Source organism: Bacillus sp. SRL543 (assembly GCF_984799205.1).
Map to the genome: position 1 here is coordinate 1074728 of NZ_OZ481794.1, position 17357 is coordinate 1092084.

At 48.4% G+C, this 17357-nt stretch carries 16 protein-coding genes; 12 read left to right on the forward strand and 4 right to left on the reverse strand.

What is annotated here, in order from left to right; genetic code table 11:
• Positions 1-62: 62 nt before the first annotated feature.
• From AC4E8B_RS05545 to AC4E8B_RS05555, 3 genes are all read left to right on the forward strand, one after another.
• The gene (locus tag AC4E8B_RS05545) at positions 63-488 is read left to right on the forward strand and encodes a YhfM domain-containing protein (protein WP_490217551.1); all 426 of its coding nucleotides are present in this window, start codon (positions 63-65) and stop codon (positions 486-488) included.
• An 86-nt stretch (positions 489-574) separates the two neighbouring features.
• Positions 575-1459, forward strand: a complete 885-nt coding sequence (locus AC4E8B_RS05550; protein ID WP_490217553.1) for a helix-turn-helix transcriptional regulator — start codon at positions 575-577, stop codon at positions 1457-1459.
• A 211-nt stretch (positions 1460-1670) separates the two neighbouring features.
• A complete protein-coding gene (locus AC4E8B_RS05555) occupies positions 1671-2285 on the forward strand; it encodes an acetate uptake transporter (RefSeq protein WP_490217554.1) in 615 nt (204 codons plus the stop codon).
• Between the two features lie 48 nt (positions 2286-2333).
• Here the strand turns inward: AC4E8B_RS05555 and AC4E8B_RS05560 are convergent, their stop codons facing one another.
• The 3 genes from AC4E8B_RS05560 to AC4E8B_RS05570 all read right to left on the reverse strand — a co-directional run bounded on the left by AC4E8B_RS05560 (position 2334) and on the right by AC4E8B_RS05570 (position 5657).
• Positions 2334-4373: a molybdopterin-containing oxidoreductase family protein gene (locus tag AC4E8B_RS05560; RefSeq protein ID WP_490217555.1), complete on the reverse strand. Its 2040-nt coding sequence runs from the start codon at positions 4371-4373 to the stop codon at positions 2334-2336.
• Between the two features lie 109 nt (positions 4374-4482).
• On the reverse strand, positions 4483-5109 hold the full coding sequence (locus AC4E8B_RS05565; RefSeq protein ID WP_490217556.1) for an FMN-dependent NADH-azoreductase: 627 nt from the start codon (positions 5107-5109) through the stop codon (positions 4483-4485).
• A gap of 122 nt (positions 5110-5231) precedes the next feature.
• On the reverse strand, positions 5232-5657 hold the full coding sequence (locus tag AC4E8B_RS05570) for a MarR family winged helix-turn-helix transcriptional regulator (protein WP_009791814.1): 426 nt from the start codon (positions 5655-5657) through the stop codon (positions 5232-5234).
• Between the two features lie 183 nt (positions 5658-5840).
• Between AC4E8B_RS05570 and AC4E8B_RS05575 the strand changes: the two genes are divergently transcribed.
• On the forward strand, positions 5841-7886 hold the full coding sequence (locus tag AC4E8B_RS05575; RefSeq protein WP_490217557.1) for a bifunctional diguanylate cyclase/phosphodiesterase: 2046 nt from the start codon (positions 5841-5843) through the stop codon (positions 7884-7886).
• 48 nt (positions 7887-7934) lie between these two features.
• Here the strand turns inward: AC4E8B_RS05575 and AC4E8B_RS05580 are convergent, their stop codons facing one another.
• A complete protein-coding gene (locus tag AC4E8B_RS05580; RefSeq protein WP_490217558.1) occupies positions 7935-8237 on the reverse strand; it encodes a DUF5634 family protein in 303 nt (100 codons plus the stop codon).
• A 180-nt stretch (positions 8238-8417) separates the two neighbouring features.
• Here AC4E8B_RS05580 and AC4E8B_RS05585 point away from each other — a divergent pair, with 180 nt between their 5' ends.
• The 8 genes from AC4E8B_RS05585 (at position 8418) to AC4E8B_RS05620 (ending at position 17344) form a co-directional block, all read left to right on the forward strand.
• On the forward strand, positions 8418-8843 hold the full coding sequence (locus AC4E8B_RS05585) for a flavoprotein (protein ID WP_490217560.1): 426 nt from the start codon (positions 8418-8420) through the stop codon (positions 8841-8843).
• A gap of 265 nt (positions 8844-9108) precedes the next feature.
• Entirely contained in the window at positions 9109-9816 is a 708-nt protein-coding gene (locus AC4E8B_RS05590) for a hypothetical protein (RefSeq protein ID WP_490217562.1), read from the forward strand.
• An 86-nt stretch (positions 9817-9902) separates the two neighbouring features.
• A complete protein-coding gene (locus tag AC4E8B_RS05595; RefSeq protein WP_490217563.1) occupies positions 9903-10622 on the forward strand; it encodes a FadR/GntR family transcriptional regulator in 720 nt (239 codons plus the stop codon).
• A 250-nt stretch (positions 10623-10872) separates the two neighbouring features.
• Complete coding sequence (locus AC4E8B_RS05600; protein WP_490217565.1) at positions 10873-12657, forward strand: L-lactate permease; 1785 nt, start codon at positions 10873-10875, stop codon at positions 12655-12657.
• Positions 12658-12831: 174 nt separating this feature from the next.
• A complete protein-coding gene (locus AC4E8B_RS05605; protein ID WP_490217567.1) occupies positions 12832-13548 on the forward strand; it encodes a (Fe-S)-binding protein in 717 nt (238 codons plus the stop codon).
• A 27-nt stretch (positions 13549-13575) separates the two neighbouring features.
• Positions 13576-15003 carry a LutB/LldF family L-lactate oxidation iron-sulfur protein gene (locus tag AC4E8B_RS05610; protein WP_490217568.1) on the forward strand — a complete coding sequence of 476 codons (1428 nt, stop codon included), beginning with the start codon at positions 13576-13578 and terminating at the stop codon, positions 15001-15003.
• A complete protein-coding gene (locus tag AC4E8B_RS05615) occupies positions 15003-15719 on the forward strand; it encodes a LutC/YkgG family protein (RefSeq protein WP_490217569.1) in 717 nt (238 codons plus the stop codon). The genes AC4E8B_RS05610 and AC4E8B_RS05615 overlap by 1 nt, the downstream gene beginning before the upstream one ends.
• A gap of 560 nt (positions 15720-16279) precedes the next feature.
• Positions 16280-17344 (forward strand): C45 family autoproteolytic acyltransferase/hydrolase, encoded by a 1065-nt coding sequence (locus AC4E8B_RS05620; RefSeq protein ID WP_490217570.1) that lies wholly within the window; start codon positions 16280-16282, stop codon positions 17342-17344.
• The last annotated feature ends 13 nt before the right edge of the window (positions 17345-17357 follow it).

The window sequence follows — 17357 nt, forward strand, 5'->3', positions numbered from 1 at the left end:
CGGTGCCTGGCACTATTTTTTGGTATAAAATGAAAAGCAATAGCCCTACAAGGAGGACAACCATGAAACAATCTATCATTATACTAATATTTATCGCCATTCTTTCAGCCGGGTGCCAGGCAACGGAAAAAATGGTTCTGCTTGATGAGAAAATATCGGGAGTGAATGTTTCAAAGTCAAATGGCTTCGGCGGGATGAACGAAGAAATCCTCTATTCTTTTCAGGACAAAGAAAGCTTGGCCAAATTCGAGAAGGCAATCACATCTGCGGTCCGGCAGCCTGGGAAGGCCGATATGTCCGATCCGGAATATGACGTGATGGTGGAATATCAGCCGGAGGGGGAGTTTCCGGCACATGGGATCCACCTGTGGCTCGGCAGGGAAAACGAGAGAAGTACATTCATGTATATCGGGGATGATGCTGTTTATCTTACTTCGCAGGCCCACACAAGGAATTTGAGAGAGCTGATTCCCGAAGAGAAAAAATAATGGCAGCCCGCCGCCAACTTAGCAAGATAAGTCAAAAAAGCAGCTGCCTGCCTTTGTTATCTTAAATAAGGAAGGAGGTGCCAGCAGTGGCCTACAGTTCCATCATCCAGAAAAGCATAGAGCATATTGAATCAAGCCTTCATGAGGATCTTTCGCTGGAGAACATCGCTCTGGCTGCCGGGTTTTCTAAGTTTCATTATCACCGGGTTTTCCAGAAAGAAGTCGGGGTAACGGTTTCCGAGTATATCCGCTACAGAAGGATTGCCAATAGTGCCCATATGCTGCTTTATACAGATGAGAAAATCCTCGATATTGCTTTATACTTTCAATTCGAATCACAGGAAGCCTTCACAAGATCATTCAAAAAATATTATCATTTGCCGCCGGGAAAATACAGAAAGCTGATCGGGAAACTGGCGGAGCAGAAGGAGGAAAAAAACATGGACAAAGAACAGAAGCCAAAAGGATGGGTGCTCAGTGGAAGCCATCCTTTCAACTACAGGATGGGAATTGATCATGAAACTTTTCACAAAGGAAAATCATCAGGGTATCTGCAGTCACAGACCGTCGAAGCGCCAGGAGAATTTGCGACCATGATGCAGGAAATCAACGCAAAAAATTACCGCGGGAAGCGGCTGAAGTTTTCCGGGTTCCTGAAATCGGGTCATGTGGACGGCTTCTGCAGCTTTTGGATGAGAGTAGATAATGCTTCCGATGAAGTCCTGCAGTTTGATAATATGGGCAATCGCCCGATCAAGGGAAGTACAAGCTGGAATTATTATGATATTGTCCTCGATGTGCCGGAAAATAGTGCGGTGATTGCCTTTGGCGTTATACTATCCGGCAGGGGAAAAGTGTGGGTGGATGAACTGAAATTTGAGGAAGTCAGCACCTCCGTCCCTACAACCAATATTGATTTTACAAGAGATCTTCACGAAGAGCCGGTCAATCTCTCTTTTGAAGAGGAGTAGAGAATGAGGAGAAAAGCAGGCATAATCCTTGGGGCGTGCCTTGTAATCGGGATCACATTGCTGAAGCTTCAGGCAGGCAGCTTTCTGTGGAATCTTATCAGCGGCCTATTGGGCTGACCGGCGTAATAAAGCCCTTCCCATTAATAGGCTGTTGACACTCTTACTTTTATCCTATAAAGTACACAAGTATGTTTTTTATTAGGAGGAAAGTATGGAGACTCAGAATCACACACAAGTTAAAATCACAGCAGCAGATCCATCCGCGTTGGGCTTATTCGGCCTTGCCATGGTCACGTTTGTGGCATCATCACAGAAATTGGGGCTGACAGACGGATTGTCATATATCCTTCCGTGGGCGTTTTTCCTTGGCGGGCTGGCGCAGCTTTTCGCTTCGGTCCAGGATTCGAAGCATAATAATATTTTCGGCACAACAGCCTTCGGGGCATTCGGACTGTTCTGGTTCGGCGTCGGCATGACATGGCTGATCCAGCTTGGCTTCTTCGGCGAGGCGCTCGCTTTGGACGGAGATCCCAAACAGTTGGGCTTCGCGTTCGTCGGCTATTTGATTTTCAGCCTCTTTATGACGGTCGGAGCTATGGAAACCCATAAGGTGCTGTTTTTCATTTTCGTGTTCATCGATTTTCTGTTTATCGGTCTATCTCTGAGCACCTTTGATATCATGCATGAAGCGACACATATGCTGGCAGCTGTTGCTGAAATGTGCATTGCGCTATTGTCCTTTTACGGATCAGCGGCCATTGTGCTGAATACGCATTTTGGAAAAGTTGTATTGCCGATCGGAAAGCCGTTCGGGATTTTTAAATAAAAGCAGGGTGCCAGGCACCGGGAGAAATTCCCGCGCCTGGCACCCTTTTTATATAGATTTCTCCACATTCACACGTCCGGAAAAGAAGGTGGCGCCACCGCCCATATCGGCGATGCGGTCAGGGACGAGTGCATTGACAAGATGTTTTTTGCCGGGGGAGTCGGCCCAAAGACCTTGTGACACAAGGACTCCTGGCAGGACGCGGTCGCCGGTGTTCGCTTTCAGGATGCATTCGCCGCGGTCATTCCAGATCCTCACCAGGTCTCCATCCAGAATTCCTAATTCCAGCGCATCCTGAGTGTTCATGAACAGCTGAGGCTCTTTTTCCAATTCCTGATGCTTTCGGTTATTGGAAAAAGTGGAGTTCAGGAAATTATGGTTCGGTGCAGGGACGAAGAGGAACGGGTACACGCTGTCTTCTTCCAGCGGCTTGTAGACAGGCAGCGGCGGATAGCCGTCCTTTGCCATCTGCTCTGAATACAGCTCGATTTTCCCGCTCGGTGTCGGGAGCTTTCCAGGGAAAAGAGGCTCCACCTTTCCCTTCACAAAGCTATTTTCCTTCAGCGTTTCGTAAGTGACCCCATCCAGTGCAGGATTTCCGGGATAATCAAGCGCCTGGCTGATCATTTCCGCCTCGGTGTCAGAAAAAGCCTCATCCTCAAAACCCATCCCTGCTGCCAAAAGCCGGAAAACCTCTACATTCGACTTCGATTCTCCATAAGGCCTGATGACGGGCTCCTGCAGCTGGAGATAATGATGCCAGTATGAGGTATACAAATCCGTATTTTCAAAAGAAGAAGTCGCCGGGAGCACGATATCGGCATACTTGGCCGTTTCTGTTAAAAATAAGTCATGGACAACAGTGAAAAGATTTTCTCTTTCAAGGCCTTTCCTGACCAGATTGCTTTCAGGTGCGACAACGGCAGGATTGGTCCCGTAAATGAACAATGACAGAATCGGGTGCTTTTTTTCATGAAGAGCCTGGCCGAGAAGGTTCATATTGATCGTCCGGGCATCGCCGCTCCGAAGATCCGGGCGCTGCAGCTTGAAATTATTGAGTGCAAGGTACCCGCCATTTCCTTTGATGGCTCCGCCGCCTTTTTTCATCCATTGGCCTGTGATCGCGGGCAGGCAGGAGATGGTGCGGATGCACATGCCGCCATTATCATGGTGCTGGATCCCGTTGCCGATCCGGATGAAGGAAGGGGAGATGGTCCCGTACATCCTTGCCAGTTTATAAATATCATCCAGAGGGACGCCGGTGATGCCGGAAACAAAATCAGGATCATAGGCGGCAGATTGCGCCTTCAGCTCCTCATATCCGACCGTCCAGTTTTTAAGGAATTCTTCATCCTCCAGGTTTTCCGCAAACAGGATATGCATGATGCCAAGGGCAAGGGCTGCATCTGTTCCCGGAAGGATGGGGATGAACCAGTCGGCGGCCCGTCCTGTCTGGTTTTTGTGGACATCGATGACAATCAGCTTTGCTCCGTTCTTGCGCGCCTTTTGGGCCAGGGTGATCTGGTGCATATTCGTGCTCGCCGCATTGATGCCCCAGAAAATCATCAGCTTTGAATGGATCGTATCCTCGGGATCGATGCCAAAGCTTCCGCCCATCGTGTAGCGGTAGCCGACAGTGCCTGCCGCCTGGCATATCGTATAATCAAGCTTTGAAGTGCCAAGGCGGTTAAAGAAGCGCCGGTCCATGCCCTCGGAATTCAGCCTGCCCATATTTCCATAGAAGCTGTAGGGAAGAATGCTCTCAGGACCATCGGTTTGGAGAAGTCCCTTCCAATGCCCGGTGATTTCCCGGATAGCTTCCTGCCAGCTTATCCTCTCAAATTTGCCTTCGCCTTTCCTGCCGATTCTTCTTAATGGATGCTTGAGTCGATTTTCATCATAAATTCTCTCAGCCTTATGCCGCACCTTCTGGCAAATATGGCCCTTTGTGACCGGATGCTCCGGATCTCCGGCAATTTTCACGATTCTCCCGTTCTCTTTATGCAGCAGCAGCCCGCACTGATCCGGGCAGTCCAGCGGGCACACGCTTTTGAATATTCCATTGTCCATTTCTGCAGCTGACATCATATGACCGCCTCTCCTCATTCGTATATTAGTATCTTAAAAGAGTTGGACAATTCATGCAATATAAGAAAAAGCCTGCTCCGATTGGAACAGGCTGAATGGTGCCGGCAGATTAAAGTGCCTTCGCTGCCGCTTTTGCTTTTTCAAGGCCTTCATGGATGATTTCCTGTGCACGGTCAGGGAATTGGTTATGTCCTTCAACGATGATGGATTCAACGTCCTGGATGCCCCAGAAATTCAGGATGGTGCTCACATAGTTGACGGCCATTTCAGCGCTTGCCGCAGGGCCTTCAGAATAAATGCCTCCGCGTGCATTAAGAAGGACAACCTTCTTATCTCCCAGCAGACCGACAGGGCCTTCTGCTGTATAGCGGAAAGTTTTTCCTGCCTGTCCGAGATAATCAAGATAGGTGTGCAGTACTGCAGGAACAGTGAAGTTCCACAATGGGAATGCCAACACAACTTTATCTGCAGCCAGGAACTGGTCCAGATATTTGTTTACAAGGTTTGCTGCTTCCGTTTCAGCTGGCGTAAGCTCCATGCCTTTAGCAAGCTTGAACATGCCGCCCATCATATCATTGCTGTAGTATGGCAGGTTTTCGCTGAAAAGGTCCAGCTCAGTGATTTGTTCGCCGGGATGAGCTTCTTTGTAGCTTTCAACAAAAGCATTATAGAGCTGAACGCTTACAGCCTGATCGGCCGGGCGGGAATTGGCTTTGATGAATAATACGTTTGACATAAGAATACCTCGCTTTATTTTTCTGTGTTGCTATAGCAACTGTTGTTTATGCTATTATGACAAACACCACTTTACCACACTTTTGGTTGTTGTAGCAACATTAATGCAGGCAAATGTACAGACTACTGGACATTTGCCTGCATTTTACGGAGAATCCTTCTGACTTCGTTCTGCTCTTCCTCTGAGATTCCCTGGCAGACAAGAGAGTTGAACTCCTCGGTAAGGGGAATGATGTGCTCCCCGAGCTCCCGCCCTTTTTCTGTCAGGAACAGCTGGAGGGAACGGCGGTCGCTTTTATGCTGGATCCTTTGAATAAATCCCTTTTTCTCAAGATTGGACACCATGCGCGCAATATTGGTTTTATCTTTCAGCAGCCTTTCCGCCACTTCGTTTTGCGTGATCCCATCCTTTTCCCACAATAACATCATAATTAAATTCTGCTCGGGAGCAAGGTTATAAGGCGCCAGCCTGTTCTTCACATAGCTTGTCAGCGTCAGGTCGGTCTGATGAATATAGATGCTGATATAATCGGTAAAAGAAAGCTTCAAGAGGGTTCCTCCATTCTATAAGTAAACAGGCAGCAGATAATCATATTTTATGGTTAAGGCAGCAAAAAAACAATAAGTTGAGCATCCTTGTGCACAAAGTGGATTATTTAGTTGAAAATCAGAAGAATCAGCCGATATAACCAGTATGATATGCCTATAAAAAATGAATGAGGTCAAACATCTATGTTTACTGTCCCAGACTCAGAGAATATACATATTCTGCAAGGCCATTATTCTATCCCTATTGTTCTGATTTCTATCATTATTGCCTGCTGTGCGTCGTATACCGCACTATCGATGAACCAGCGGATGCAGCAGCCAAGCTTTTTCCAGCAAAGGTTCTGGCTGCTGCTGTCTTCCATAGCCATGGGGCTCGGAATCTGGTCTATGCATTTTATCGGCATGAGCGCGTTCATGCTGCCGATGCCGATGAAGTATGACTTGACGCTGACAGTCGTTTCTGTGTTTCCTGCCTTTTTGGCTTCTTATCTGGCCTTTTACATCAGCAATCGGAAGAACAGCACTCATTGGCCTTCTGCCATTTCAGGGGCCATCATGGGGCTTGGCATCTCCGCCATGCATTATTTTGGGATGGCTGCTATGAAGATGGAAGCAGAATACAGCTACAAACCGGGACTGTTTGCCGCCTCCATTGCCATTGCTGTGGTTGTTTCCTATATTGCTCTGTATATATTTTCTGTGCTGCAGAAATACATGGGCAGCTTTCTGGTAAAATCAGCCACCGCAATTATTATGGGCCTAGCGATAACAAGCATGCATTACACCGGAATGGCTGCTGTTGTTTTTTATACAAAAGCGCCATTGGGCCATGCTTTGCATGAGATGCATAGTATGGATATGAGGCTCCTGATCGGAGTCATCACAGCGGGGATCTTGCTTCTCCTTGCCATTTCGGGCCTGACGAGCCTGCTGGACCGGTATGTAGAATACCGCCTGAGCTATTTTGATCCGCTGACAAAGCTGCCGAACCAGCGGCAGTTTGAACAGGACTTGAAAACTGGCGGCAAAGTAAGCCTGGCCATCATCCATATCCATGACCTGGAGAAATGGAACAGCGGTTTTGGCTATTCATTCGGGGATGAAATCATTCAGTCTGTCCATGGCGGAATCAAGATGCTGCTTCCGCTGGAAATGAAGCTATACCGCATTGAAGGAAATCGATTTGCGCTGTTCGCATCCGGGGAGCATGACTTTGAAAAAATAAAGGCAGCTTTGCACAGAATCATGGCTGTCTTCACCCAGCCGCTGATCATCGGAAAACAGCGGCTCGTGATCGATATGGTGTGTGCCGTAAGTTCAGCCAGCGATAAACAAACGCATAAAGAACTGTTTTCAAGCACAATGGCCGTACTCCAGCACTCGACGGTCAAGTACAAGCATGAGGTTATTGAATATAACCCTGCTGTCCATACCTACAGCTTTGAAAAGGAACTGGCTAAGGATATCACACTTGCTATGGGAAATGATGACCTTTTTCTTGTCTACCAGCCGAAAATCTCCTCAAGCACGTGGGAAGTTTCTGGCATGGAGGCATTATTGCGCTGGAACCATCCCAGGCATGGCATGATTTCGCCAGGCGTATTTATTCCCATCCTGGAGGAAAGCGGGAAGCTTTTCGAAGTCACAGACTGGGTGATTGAAAAAGTATGCCGGCAGCTGTCACACTGGCAAAAGAAAGGGATAGCCCTTCACCAGATCTCGATTAACATCCCGGGCCCTTATCTGACTTCAGCCAAACTGCTGAACGTCTTAAAAGACAGTCTTGAGAAATATGATATCAGCAGCGATCTGCTTGAACTGGAAATTACGGAGACCAGCGTTATCCATGATATCGAGAATGCCATTCAGGCAGTGGCGCAATTCAGGGAAATGGGACTTTCTGTCGCTTTGGACGATTTTGGAACAGGCGTATCCTCTCTTTCGTATTTAAAAAGAATACCGATATCGACAATTAAAATTGATAAATCCTTCGTCGACGGGGTTCCGGTATCGGAAAAGGATTCGGCAATCCTGCGGGCCATCATTTCACTGTCCTGCTCGCTGAATTTAAAGGTCGTCATCGAGGGGGCAGAATATCAGGACCAGATCGACTTTATTGCTGCTTTAAGCGAATCGCCGCATGTGCAGGGCTATTATTTTTCCCGCCCGCTGAAAGAAGAAGAGCTGCTGGGCTGGATACAGAATAGACAAGCAGAAGTATTGGTTTAAAAAAGAAGGCAGGCCGGATACTTTATTCCAGCCTGCCTTTCCTATATGTTAAATTTCTTTAAGGGCACTTTCCAGATCTCCATAGCCCCTTTTATCCTGGAGCTTCGGATCATCTGTCTCAGCCGTCCAGCCGTTTCCAAGAGCTGTAAAACTTCCATCCTCCTGCTGTGCAAAAGGTGTATGTATGTGGAACGTCCGATCATCCTTCTTGACCGTACAGCCAAAATAATAGCGCCCGCCCTGGCCCGGCTCCTCAAAAGTGCCAATGCTGTCCGCCCCGTATTCATTCAAATAGCCCTCAAAAGACCTCTGCAAATCCGCCAGAATCTGCTCCCGTGTCATTGATTCCATTGTGCTGTCTCCCTTCGTTGTTATCTGCTTTTAATATGGCTAAGATTGGGTGTTTTATGCTTTGACATTGGAAAGAGAGTCAAGATACTTCAAGTAAGAACACTTATTCCTTTTAATAAAAAGGAGAAAGTTCCCTGCCTAGAGAAGTTAGAGACAGAAGATTTTTTAGGAGGAAGAAATATGGAACAGCAATTCAAATCATTTCTCAACCATTATCTCCAGGTCTGGAGGGAATCCTCGCTCGAGGAAATGAAAGAGCTGATATCAAAGGATTACCAGGCAAGGGAAATCCGCGGGGACCAGATTGATGATTTTGGCTACGAGGAGTCGGTCAAAGGCTGGGAGCAGGGGTTTCGGTATGTAAAAGAGAATGAAGGGATCTGGGATTTGAAGGAGCTGGCTGTCATTCCGCTGAAGGAGGATGAAGTGATGGCGGTGTTGTCGGCTTCCCTCATTATGAAGGGTGAAAGGCTTGGGATGGCCAATCTCTTTTTCGACACCTTCAAAAAGGACGGAGAAGGAAGCTGGAAGCTGGCCAGAAGCTATGTAGAAACCGGGATTTCCCCGGAAAGAATCGGCAGCCTGCCGCTCCAGCAGCATATCTGAACAAGAAAGGGCCATTACAGTGGTCCTTTTTCTTTGTATAGGAATTTATAAATTGTAAGTCTTGTGGAAAAATGTCAATTCTTGATCAACGTCCAGCTCCAGCGCCTACCCCCTCGAGGTCACAAGCCAAACCTCCCAAAAAGGCAATTTGAACGCCTTTCCGGGAGGTTCGTCTTGTGCTTGTCGGGGGTGATCAAGGCGCTTGCGCTTTTGTTCTTGTTATCATACATATAACAGTAAATGGAACCAGCAGGAGGTGAACTTCATGATCAATCTGGATTTTACAGGTAACGCAGTAGAATGGGCAGCCACCTTATTGGCTTATGCAGCTGTTATGATAGCCGCATATGTTTTATATAAAAAGCAGGACGACAAGCCAAAGGTTATTAAAATCATCTTCATCATGTTTATTGGCCTTTTTTCTTTTTCAATTAACTGGCAGAGTGAGGATTTGCCCATACGGCTGCCGATTCTGCCTCTAGGGGTATGGATCCTTTACTTTTTCTCCAGGGGCAAAGAAGGGAGATGGGCAAAGTACCGGCGGTTTGCCTGGCTCGGCTTTGCCGCCAATTTTGCTCTGCTTGCGGCTTCACTTGCAGCGGCTATGTTTTACCATGGGGTCTATGACACAAAGGATCCTGCTATCTACATAGCCAATTTTGAAAAAGCGGAAGTGGTCCTGCTGCACCCGGCTGCAGAACAGGCAGTCCTCCGCCCGGGAGCTCTGCAGGAGGCAGAAACATGGACCAGGGAAAATTTTGATAGTGAAGAATGGTACGGGGAAATAACGATGGAAGAGAATCGTGAGGAAAGATTTCCTTATCTTCTTTCCGGTACTGAGCCTAAATGGGGAAGCGGCCTGGAGTCAGTCATTTATATTGAAAAGGATGGGAAGGGCGTACTGATATCGGCGCCTGAAGGGCAGTTATATTTCCGGGCTGAAAACCCGCTGATCATTACTGATTCCAAATAAAACGGATTTTTTGCCGGCTGCTCTGCATTGTCGGTTCATCCATTATGCTATAAAATCAGAATCAGAAGGATAATGGGGTGAGCCTTGTGAACTACAAACGGATTAAACCGCGTAAAATATACGAAGAAATCGCCGAAGCTCTCATGGACATGATCAAGTCAGGCGAGCTGAAGCCGGGGGATAAACTGGCTTCGGTCCAGCAGCTGGCGGAAAACTTTCAGGTCGGCAGGTCTGCGGTCCGGGAAGCCTTAAGCGCCCTGCGTGCCATGGGGCTTGTGGAGATGCATCAGGGCGAGGGCACCTATATCAGGGAGTTCGAATCCAATATGCTGACATTGCCCGTGTATACGGCGATGCTGATGAAAAAGACCGATGTCAAAAATCTTCTGGAGGTGCGGAGGATACTTGAGGTAGGTGCCGTCAGTGCTGCTGCAGAAAGGCGTACGGAAGAGCAGCTGGCTGAAATTGAAGCGGCGCTCGAGCAAATGAAGAAGGCGAGCGATGAAGAACTCGGGGAAGAAGCCGATTTTCAGTTTCATATGGCGATTGCCAAGGCGTCGCAAAACGATCTTCTTATCAGCCTGATGAATAATGTTTCCGAAATGATGGTGACCACCATGCGCGAGACAAGGAGAATCTGGCTGTATTCTACCGAAAAAGCATTAGGGCGCCTAACGCTTGAGCACCAGAGCATCTATGAAAGCATCCGGGACCAGGATGGGCCCCGCGCCCAGCAGCAGATGCTGAATCACCTCCACAGTGTGGAAGAAGTCCTGATGAAATTTATGAATGAAATGGAAGAATGAAGACCTGCATCCGAGGGGATGCAGGTTTTATTTATCCGTCTGGTTAGACGATTCATTTGACAGGTTATTTGAAAATGTCTCAAAACCAAACTCCTCGAAACACAAATACTAAACTCCTCTGAAAAAATATATCTGAAAATTCCCTATTGTAATGTGAAAGCGTTTTACTTATACTGTTTAATAGAATAAAGTCATCTGATGACCTGTTAACATGATGAATGAAATGTCTTTTAAAAAGGAGATTGAAAACATGAGTATTGGAATGCTCGCTCTTATTGCTACCGTGCCGATTGTTTCGGTATTTGTTTTCTTAGTCATTATGAGATGGCCTGCGAATAAGGCGATGCCGCTATCGCTGATTGTGACCGTCCTGATGGCCACCGCTGTCTGGAAAGTGCCTGGCGCCCAGATCGGTGCTGCTGCCGTCAAAGGTCTTGTGACAGCGCTTGAGGTTGGGGTCATCGTCTTCGGGGCTATCCTGCTGCTTAATACCCTGAAAGAAAGCGGTGCCATCTTCACGATCAGAAAAGGCTTTATGAGCATCTCGCCTGACAGGCGCGTCCAGACGATCATCGTCTGCTGGCTGTTCGGCTCTTTCCTGGAAGGAGCTGCAGGATGGGGAGCACCGGCCACCATTGTCGGTCCGCTTCTTGTGGCAATCGGTTTTCCGGCAATGGGAGCTGTAATGGTTGCCCTGATCCTGCAGTCAACGCCGGTATCCTACGGGGCCGTCGGTACACCGATCCTGATCGGCGTTAATACCGGCTTGAAGGATTCGCCCCTTGTCCAAAGCTATGTTGCCGAGCAAGGCACAACGATGGATGCGTACATAAACGGAATCGGCGGCCAGGTTGCCCTGATCCATGGTGTGATCGGGATATTCATCCCGCTCTTTATGGTTACGATGCTTACCTATTTCTTCGGCAAAAATAAATCGATTGCAGAAGGGCTTGCCATCTGGAAGTTTGCTATCTTCGCAGGATTGGCATTCACGGTGCCTTATGCGCTTGTGGCCAATCTCCTTGGGCCGGAATTCCCGTCCATGATCGGCGGTTTGATGGGACTCGCCATTGTGGTCCCGGCAGCAAGGAAGGGATTCCTTGTCCCGAAAAAGACCTGGAATTTTGATTCCGAAAATAATTGGGACCCTGCCTGGACAGGCACCCTCCAGGTTGATAAAGAAGATGCTGCGAAAAAGCCTGTTTCTTTCATCGCAGCCTGGCTGCCTTACATTCTTGTAGCAGTCCTGCTGGTACTGACGAGACTGAAGACCCTCCCGTTTGCCGGCTGGATCCAGTCATGGGTCATCAGCCTTGAAAATGTATTCGGGACAGTCATCACGGTGGAATCCAAGCCATTGAATATTCCCGGTGTTGTATTCATTGCTGTATCGCTGATCTCCATCCTTATTTTCAAGATGAATATGAAGGAATACGGCAGGGCGGTCAGAGATTCGTTCAAGACCGTTGTCAGTGCCATGGCAGCCCTTATATTCGCGGTGCCGATGGTGCAGGTATTCATTAATTCCGGTGTCAACGCGGCTGACTATACGAGCATGCCGCTCGCACTCGCCGAAGGGATATCAGAGGTGTTCGGCTCCTATTGGCCGCTTGCGGCACCGACGATCGGGGCGATCGGCGCATTTGCAGCCGGAAGCAACACGATCAGCAATATGATGTTCTCGCTCTTCCAGTTCGGGGTGGCAGACAATATCATGGCAGCTCCTGCCACGATCGTCGCCCTGCAGGCAGTCGGCGGGGCAGCCGGCAATATGATTTGTGTGCACAATGTGGTTGCTGCCTCTTCTTCCGCAGGCCTGATCGGAAAAGAAGGAAACTTGATCAGAAAAACACTGATCCCAATGACCTTCTATGTCATTTTTGCCGGGGGGATCGGCTATACAGCCATCAATGGATTCGGCCTTAATGCGGGTACAGCCATTCTTGCGCTTGCCGCCGGCTTCATACTTGTGATGCTGTACAAAGGGGAAAAACAGAATCGTACGGAAAGCAAGCAGCTGAAAAAAGCGGCTTAAAAAAGTGCAGGTCCTATAAAAGGGCCTGCTTTATTTTTCAGGATAATATTTTAGTATACTAAAGTCATCTGATGACCTGTTGACTATGAACGTATAAAGATTTAAACTAGAAAGTAGAAAAAGCGAATCAGCTTTCAAACAAGTGAAAGCGATAACAAGGGAAAGGTGAAATCGATGAAAGTATCATTATTTGTTACCTGCCTGATCGATATATTCCAGACAGAAGCAGGAAAAGATACCGTGGAGCTGCTCGAAAGGCTCGGCTGCGAGGTCGATTTCCCGGAGCGCCAGACCTGCTGCGGACAGCCTGCATATAACAGCGGCTATGTGGAAAAAGCGAAAGAATCGATGAAACATATGATAAAAGTTTTTGAGCATGCAGACTATGTTGTTTCTCCTTCCGGGTCGTGCAGCACGATGTTCAAAGAATATCCCCATATTTTCAAAGGGGACCCGAAATGGGAAGGCAGGGCCCAGCGTTTGGCTGATAAAACGTTTGAACTGACGCAGTTCATTGTTGATGTGCTCGGCGTTGAGGATGTCGGTGCCAGGCTTGATGGGAAGGCAACTTATCATACTTCCTGCCATATGACGAGGCTGCTCGGAGTGAAGGAAGCACCAATGAAGCTGCTGGGCAATGTGAAGGGGCTTGAGATGAGGCCGCTCCAGAACAGCTATGACTGCTGCGGATTTGGAGGCACTTTTTCGGTAAAAATGACACCGATTTCAGAGCAGATGGTCGATGAAAAAGTGATGCATATTGAAGAATCAGAGGCTGATATTTTAATAGGCGGCGATTGCGGCTGCCTGATGAATATCGGCGGACGGATTGAAAGGCATGGCAAGCAGATTAAAGTGATGCATATAGCATCCGTCCTGAACAGCAGGTAAAAGTGCAGAGAAAGAGGGGGAATTAACATGGCAATGAAAATTGGGGATAAGCCTTTCAAGGAACGGGTCGCCGGCGGCATCAATGATACGTTTATGCGCGGAGCCGTTTCCTCTGCACAGGGCCGCTTCCGGACAGGGCGCCTGAATGCAGCGGAAGAGCTTGGGAACTGGGAGGACTGGCGCCAGCTTGGCGAAGAAATCCGCTCTCATACCATTGAAAATCTTGACTACTATTTAGAGCAGCTGAGCGAAAATGTCGCAAAGCGCGGCGGACATGTTTTTTTCGCTGAAACAGCTGAAGAAGCGAATGACTATATCACGAATGTTGTAAAACAAAAAAAAGGAAAAAAGGTCGTTAAGTCCAAATCCATGGTCACGGAAGAAATCAATATGAATGAAGCGCTTGAAAAGGCAGGCTGCGAAGTGATTGAAACCGACCTTGGGGAATGGATCCTGCAGGTCGATGACAATGATCCGCCTTCCCATATCGTGACGCCTGCGCTGCATAAAAATAAAGAACAAATTCGTGATGTATTTAAAGCAAAGCTCGGCTATGACAAAACGGAAAAGCCGGAAGAGCTTGCCTTGTTTGCTCGGGAAAAGCTGCGGAAGGAATTCCTCGAAGCAGACATCGGCATCACAGGATGCAATTTTGCGATTGCAGAATCCGGAACGGTTTCTCTTGTGACGAATGAAGGAAATGCCCGGATGGTCACAGCTATACCGAAGACGCAGATCACCGTCATGGGGATGGAACGGATTGTGCCGACATGGGAAGAAATGGAGGTCCTGGTCAGCCTTTTGACAAGGGCGGCGGTCGGGCAGAAGCTGACAAGCTATGTTACCGGCCTGACCGGGCCGAAGCAGGAGGGCGATGTTGACGGGCCGGAGGAATTCCACCTGGTGATCGTCGATAACGGGCGCTCGAAAATATTGGGGACGGCCTTCCAGTCGATCCTGCACTGCATCCGCTGTGCAGCCTGCATCAATGTATGCCCGGTCTACCGCCATGTAGGCGGACATTCCTACGGCTCAATTTATCCGGGGCCGGTCGGCGCTGTCCTGTCTCCATTACTGGGCGGCTATGATGAATTTAAGGAACTTCCTTACGCCTCGACTTTATGTGCTGCGTGCACGGAAGCATGCCCGGTGAAGATTCCGCTTCACGAGCATCTGCTGCGCCACCGCCAGGAAATCGTCGAGAAAGAAGGCAGGGCTCCTGCCTTTGAGAATCTGTCCATGAAGGCCTTCAGCATGGGTACCGCTTCGCCGGCCATGTACAACATCGGCTCAAAGCTTGCACCGGCGGCACTGGGTGTTTTTTCAAAAGACGATAAAATCTCTAAAGGACCGGGCCCGCTGAAAAACTGGACAGATATCCGCGATTTCCCGGCACCTAAAAAGGACCGGTTCAGGGACTGGTTCAAAAAGAGAGAAAAAGAGGGGGACAAATAATGCCTGCAGGACAAATCAAAAACCGCTCCTCTTTCCTGGATAACCTGGCGAAGAACCTTGGCCGGGAAAGGCGCAATACTGTTGAAAAGCCGGTCTGGAAGCATAATCCGCAGTGGGAAGTCCTGAAGAACTTTTCACAGGATGAGCTTGCCGGGGTCCTTATCAAGCAATGTGAAATCATCCATACAGAAGTGCATCGGACAGTAACAGCAGACCTTCCTTTCCTGATAACAGAACTGATAAAGGAAACCGGCGGCAAATCGGTCGTCACATGGGATGACCCCCGCTTTGAAGAATGCGGGCTCGGCAGCATGCAAAGCACCCTGGAATCAGACGGGATTGATCTGCATGTATGGGATTCTGAAGCGGGAGAAGAAAATCTCGCCATTTCAGCAACCGCCGATATCGGAATCACCTTCAGTGACACAACCCTGGCAGAATCCGGAACCGTTGTCCTGTTCAGCGGCCAGGGGAAAGGGCGGTCCGTCAGCCTCCTCCCAGCCATCTACTTTGCCATCATCCCAAAAAGCACCATCGTACCAAGGATGACCCAGGCAGCCAAAGTCATCCACGAAATGTCAGCCAGAGGAGAAGAAGTCCCATCCTGCATCAACTTCATCTCCGGCCCAAGCAACAGCGCCGACATCGAAATGAACCTCATCGTCGGCGTCCATGGACCAGTTAAAGCTGTTTACCTTGTAGTGGATGATTTATAAAAGGAAGATATCCAGGTTGGTACAGATTAGGTCTCAAGGAAGAGAATTAAAGATGTTTATGAATAAAAAACTCCTGAAGGTGCTTAACTAGATCCGTATGAATGTTTCTGAGCCATAAAATTTCGAAGACCTGCTGATTGGAGTGGAAGGCACGAAGACTCCAGCGGGAATGCAGCGGAAATGTTGAGACCCCACAGCGCGGAGCGCGAGGAGGCTCAACTTCGCCCCGCGGAAAGCGAAGTGCCTGGAACGCAAATCAGCAGCCCCCATTTGCAAGAGGAAAAGAGTCCATGAGATGAATCAGATTTGAAAAAAGGGTATAACCACCCATAAAGAGTTATTTGTGTTAAACAACTTCTCAATAGAAACCATGCCAAAAAATTTCAAAGGCCTGCAACGCAAATCAACAGCCCCCATCAAGAAGTGATAAATATTGTATAAGCTGATCCTAATCGGGTCAGCTTTTTCTTAATAAGAGTCACTTTATTTTCAATTCCCCTTCCAGTATCCTTAAAAGAAGCATCATTAATAAGGCAATCTAAGATAAAAGAGGGATACCTATGAAACAAATATACAGCGACATCATCCAGTTCCGCGGCACCCACTATGACTTCGGCTGCATGCAGGGCGAAAAAATCAAAAACTCGCTTTCTGTAAAAAACCGCGAAGAACAATGGAAAGTAAGAAAACCGCGCTTCATCATCGATGAAAAAGAAGCAAAAAATGCAATCAAAAAATTCGCCCCCGGCATCTGGGACGAACTGCTCGGCCTCCAGGAAGCGCTCGAATGGCCGATAGGGAAAGTCCTCCAGGAGTTCGGCGGCTACCGCGTCGATTATACCCGCTCCGGCTGCTCCATCATGACAGGCAGCAGCTATCTGATCCGCAACTACGACTATCATCCCAAAACCTATGAAGGCCGCTACACCTTTTTCCAGCCCACAGACCAGGGCTATGCCATCATCGGGCCAAGCCAGCGGGTCACAGGGCGGATGGATGGAATGAACGAGAAAGGCCTCGTGGTAGGCTATAACTTCATGAACCGCAAAAAGCCCGGCGACGGCTTTATCTGCTGCATGATCGGAAGGCTGCTTCTTGAGTCATGCGCCGATGCCGATGAAGCTGTGAGCATGCTAAAAGAAATTCCGCACCGCCATTCTTTCACCTATGTAGTGTATGATCGAAGCGGAAAATCCTTTGCAGTGGAAACTTCCCCGCGCAGGGTGGAGGTCCGGCAGACGAATGCCTGCACCAACCATTTTGAAATCATGAAAGATGAAAACCGCCATCATTTGGCCGATTCCCTCCGAAGGCTAGCTGTTATTGAAGAAGCAGGCGGAGAAATGACAGAAGCGATGGAAGCGTTCAGGCTCCTGAATGATACAGATAAAGGCGTTTTCTCTGATTTATACAGCAGCTGGGCGGGCACCATCCACACATCAGGCTATTTGCCGCAGGAAGGTAAAGCCTGGTTTGCCCTTGGAGGCGACCGGAGCCCGGTTGAGTTTGACTTTGACAGCTGGCTGCAGGGAGAAGATATTGATATGAAAAGGATTACCGGGGAAGTGAATACCAGCATCCCCTTCCTGCATATGGATGAGAATGCAAACTGGTTCCGTAAATAAACATTTTCGGAGT

Coding starts and splice junctions, on each gene's coding strand:
- AC4E8B_RS05545 (WP_490217551.1), top strand. CDS start 63: ATGAAACAATCTATCATTATACTAATATTTATCGCCATTCTTTCAGCC.
- AC4E8B_RS05555 (WP_490217554.1), top strand. CDS start 1,671: ATGGAGACTCAGAATCACACACAAGTTAAAATCACAGCAGCAGATCCA.
- AC4E8B_RS05560 (WP_490217555.1), bottom strand. CDS start 4,373: ATGATGTCAGCTGCAGAAATGGACAATGGAATATTCAAAAGCGTGTGC.
- AC4E8B_RS05565 (WP_490217556.1), bottom strand. CDS start 5,109: ATGTCAAACGTATTATTCATCAAAGCCAATTCCCGCCCGGCCGATCAG.
- AC4E8B_RS05575 (WP_490217557.1), top strand. CDS start 5,841: ATGTTTACTGTCCCAGACTCAGAGAATATACATATTCTGCAAGGCCAT.
- AC4E8B_RS05580 (WP_490217558.1), bottom strand. CDS start 8,237: ATGGAATCAATGACACGGGAGCAGATTCTGGCGGATTTGCAGAGGTCT.
- AC4E8B_RS05585 (WP_490217560.1), top strand. CDS start 8,418: ATGGAACAGCAATTCAAATCATTTCTCAACCATTATCTCCAGGTCTGG.
- AC4E8B_RS05590 (WP_490217562.1), top strand. CDS start 9,109: ATGATCAATCTGGATTTTACAGGTAACGCAGTAGAATGGGCAGCCACC.
- AC4E8B_RS05600 (WP_490217565.1), top strand. CDS start 10,873: ATGAGTATTGGAATGCTCGCTCTTATTGCTACCGTGCCGATTGTTTCG.
- AC4E8B_RS05605 (WP_490217567.1), top strand. CDS start 12,832: ATGAAAGTATCATTATTTGTTACCTGCCTGATCGATATATTCCAGACA.
- AC4E8B_RS05610 (WP_490217568.1), top strand. CDS start 13,576: ATGGCAATGAAAATTGGGGATAAGCCTTTCAAGGAACGGGTCGCCGGC.
- AC4E8B_RS05615 (WP_490217569.1), top strand. CDS start 15,003: ATGCCTGCAGGACAAATCAAAAACCGCTCCTCTTTCCTGGATAACCTG.
- AC4E8B_RS05620 (WP_490217570.1), top strand. CDS start 16,280: ATGAAACAAATATACAGCGACATCATCCAGTTCCGCGGCACCCACTAT.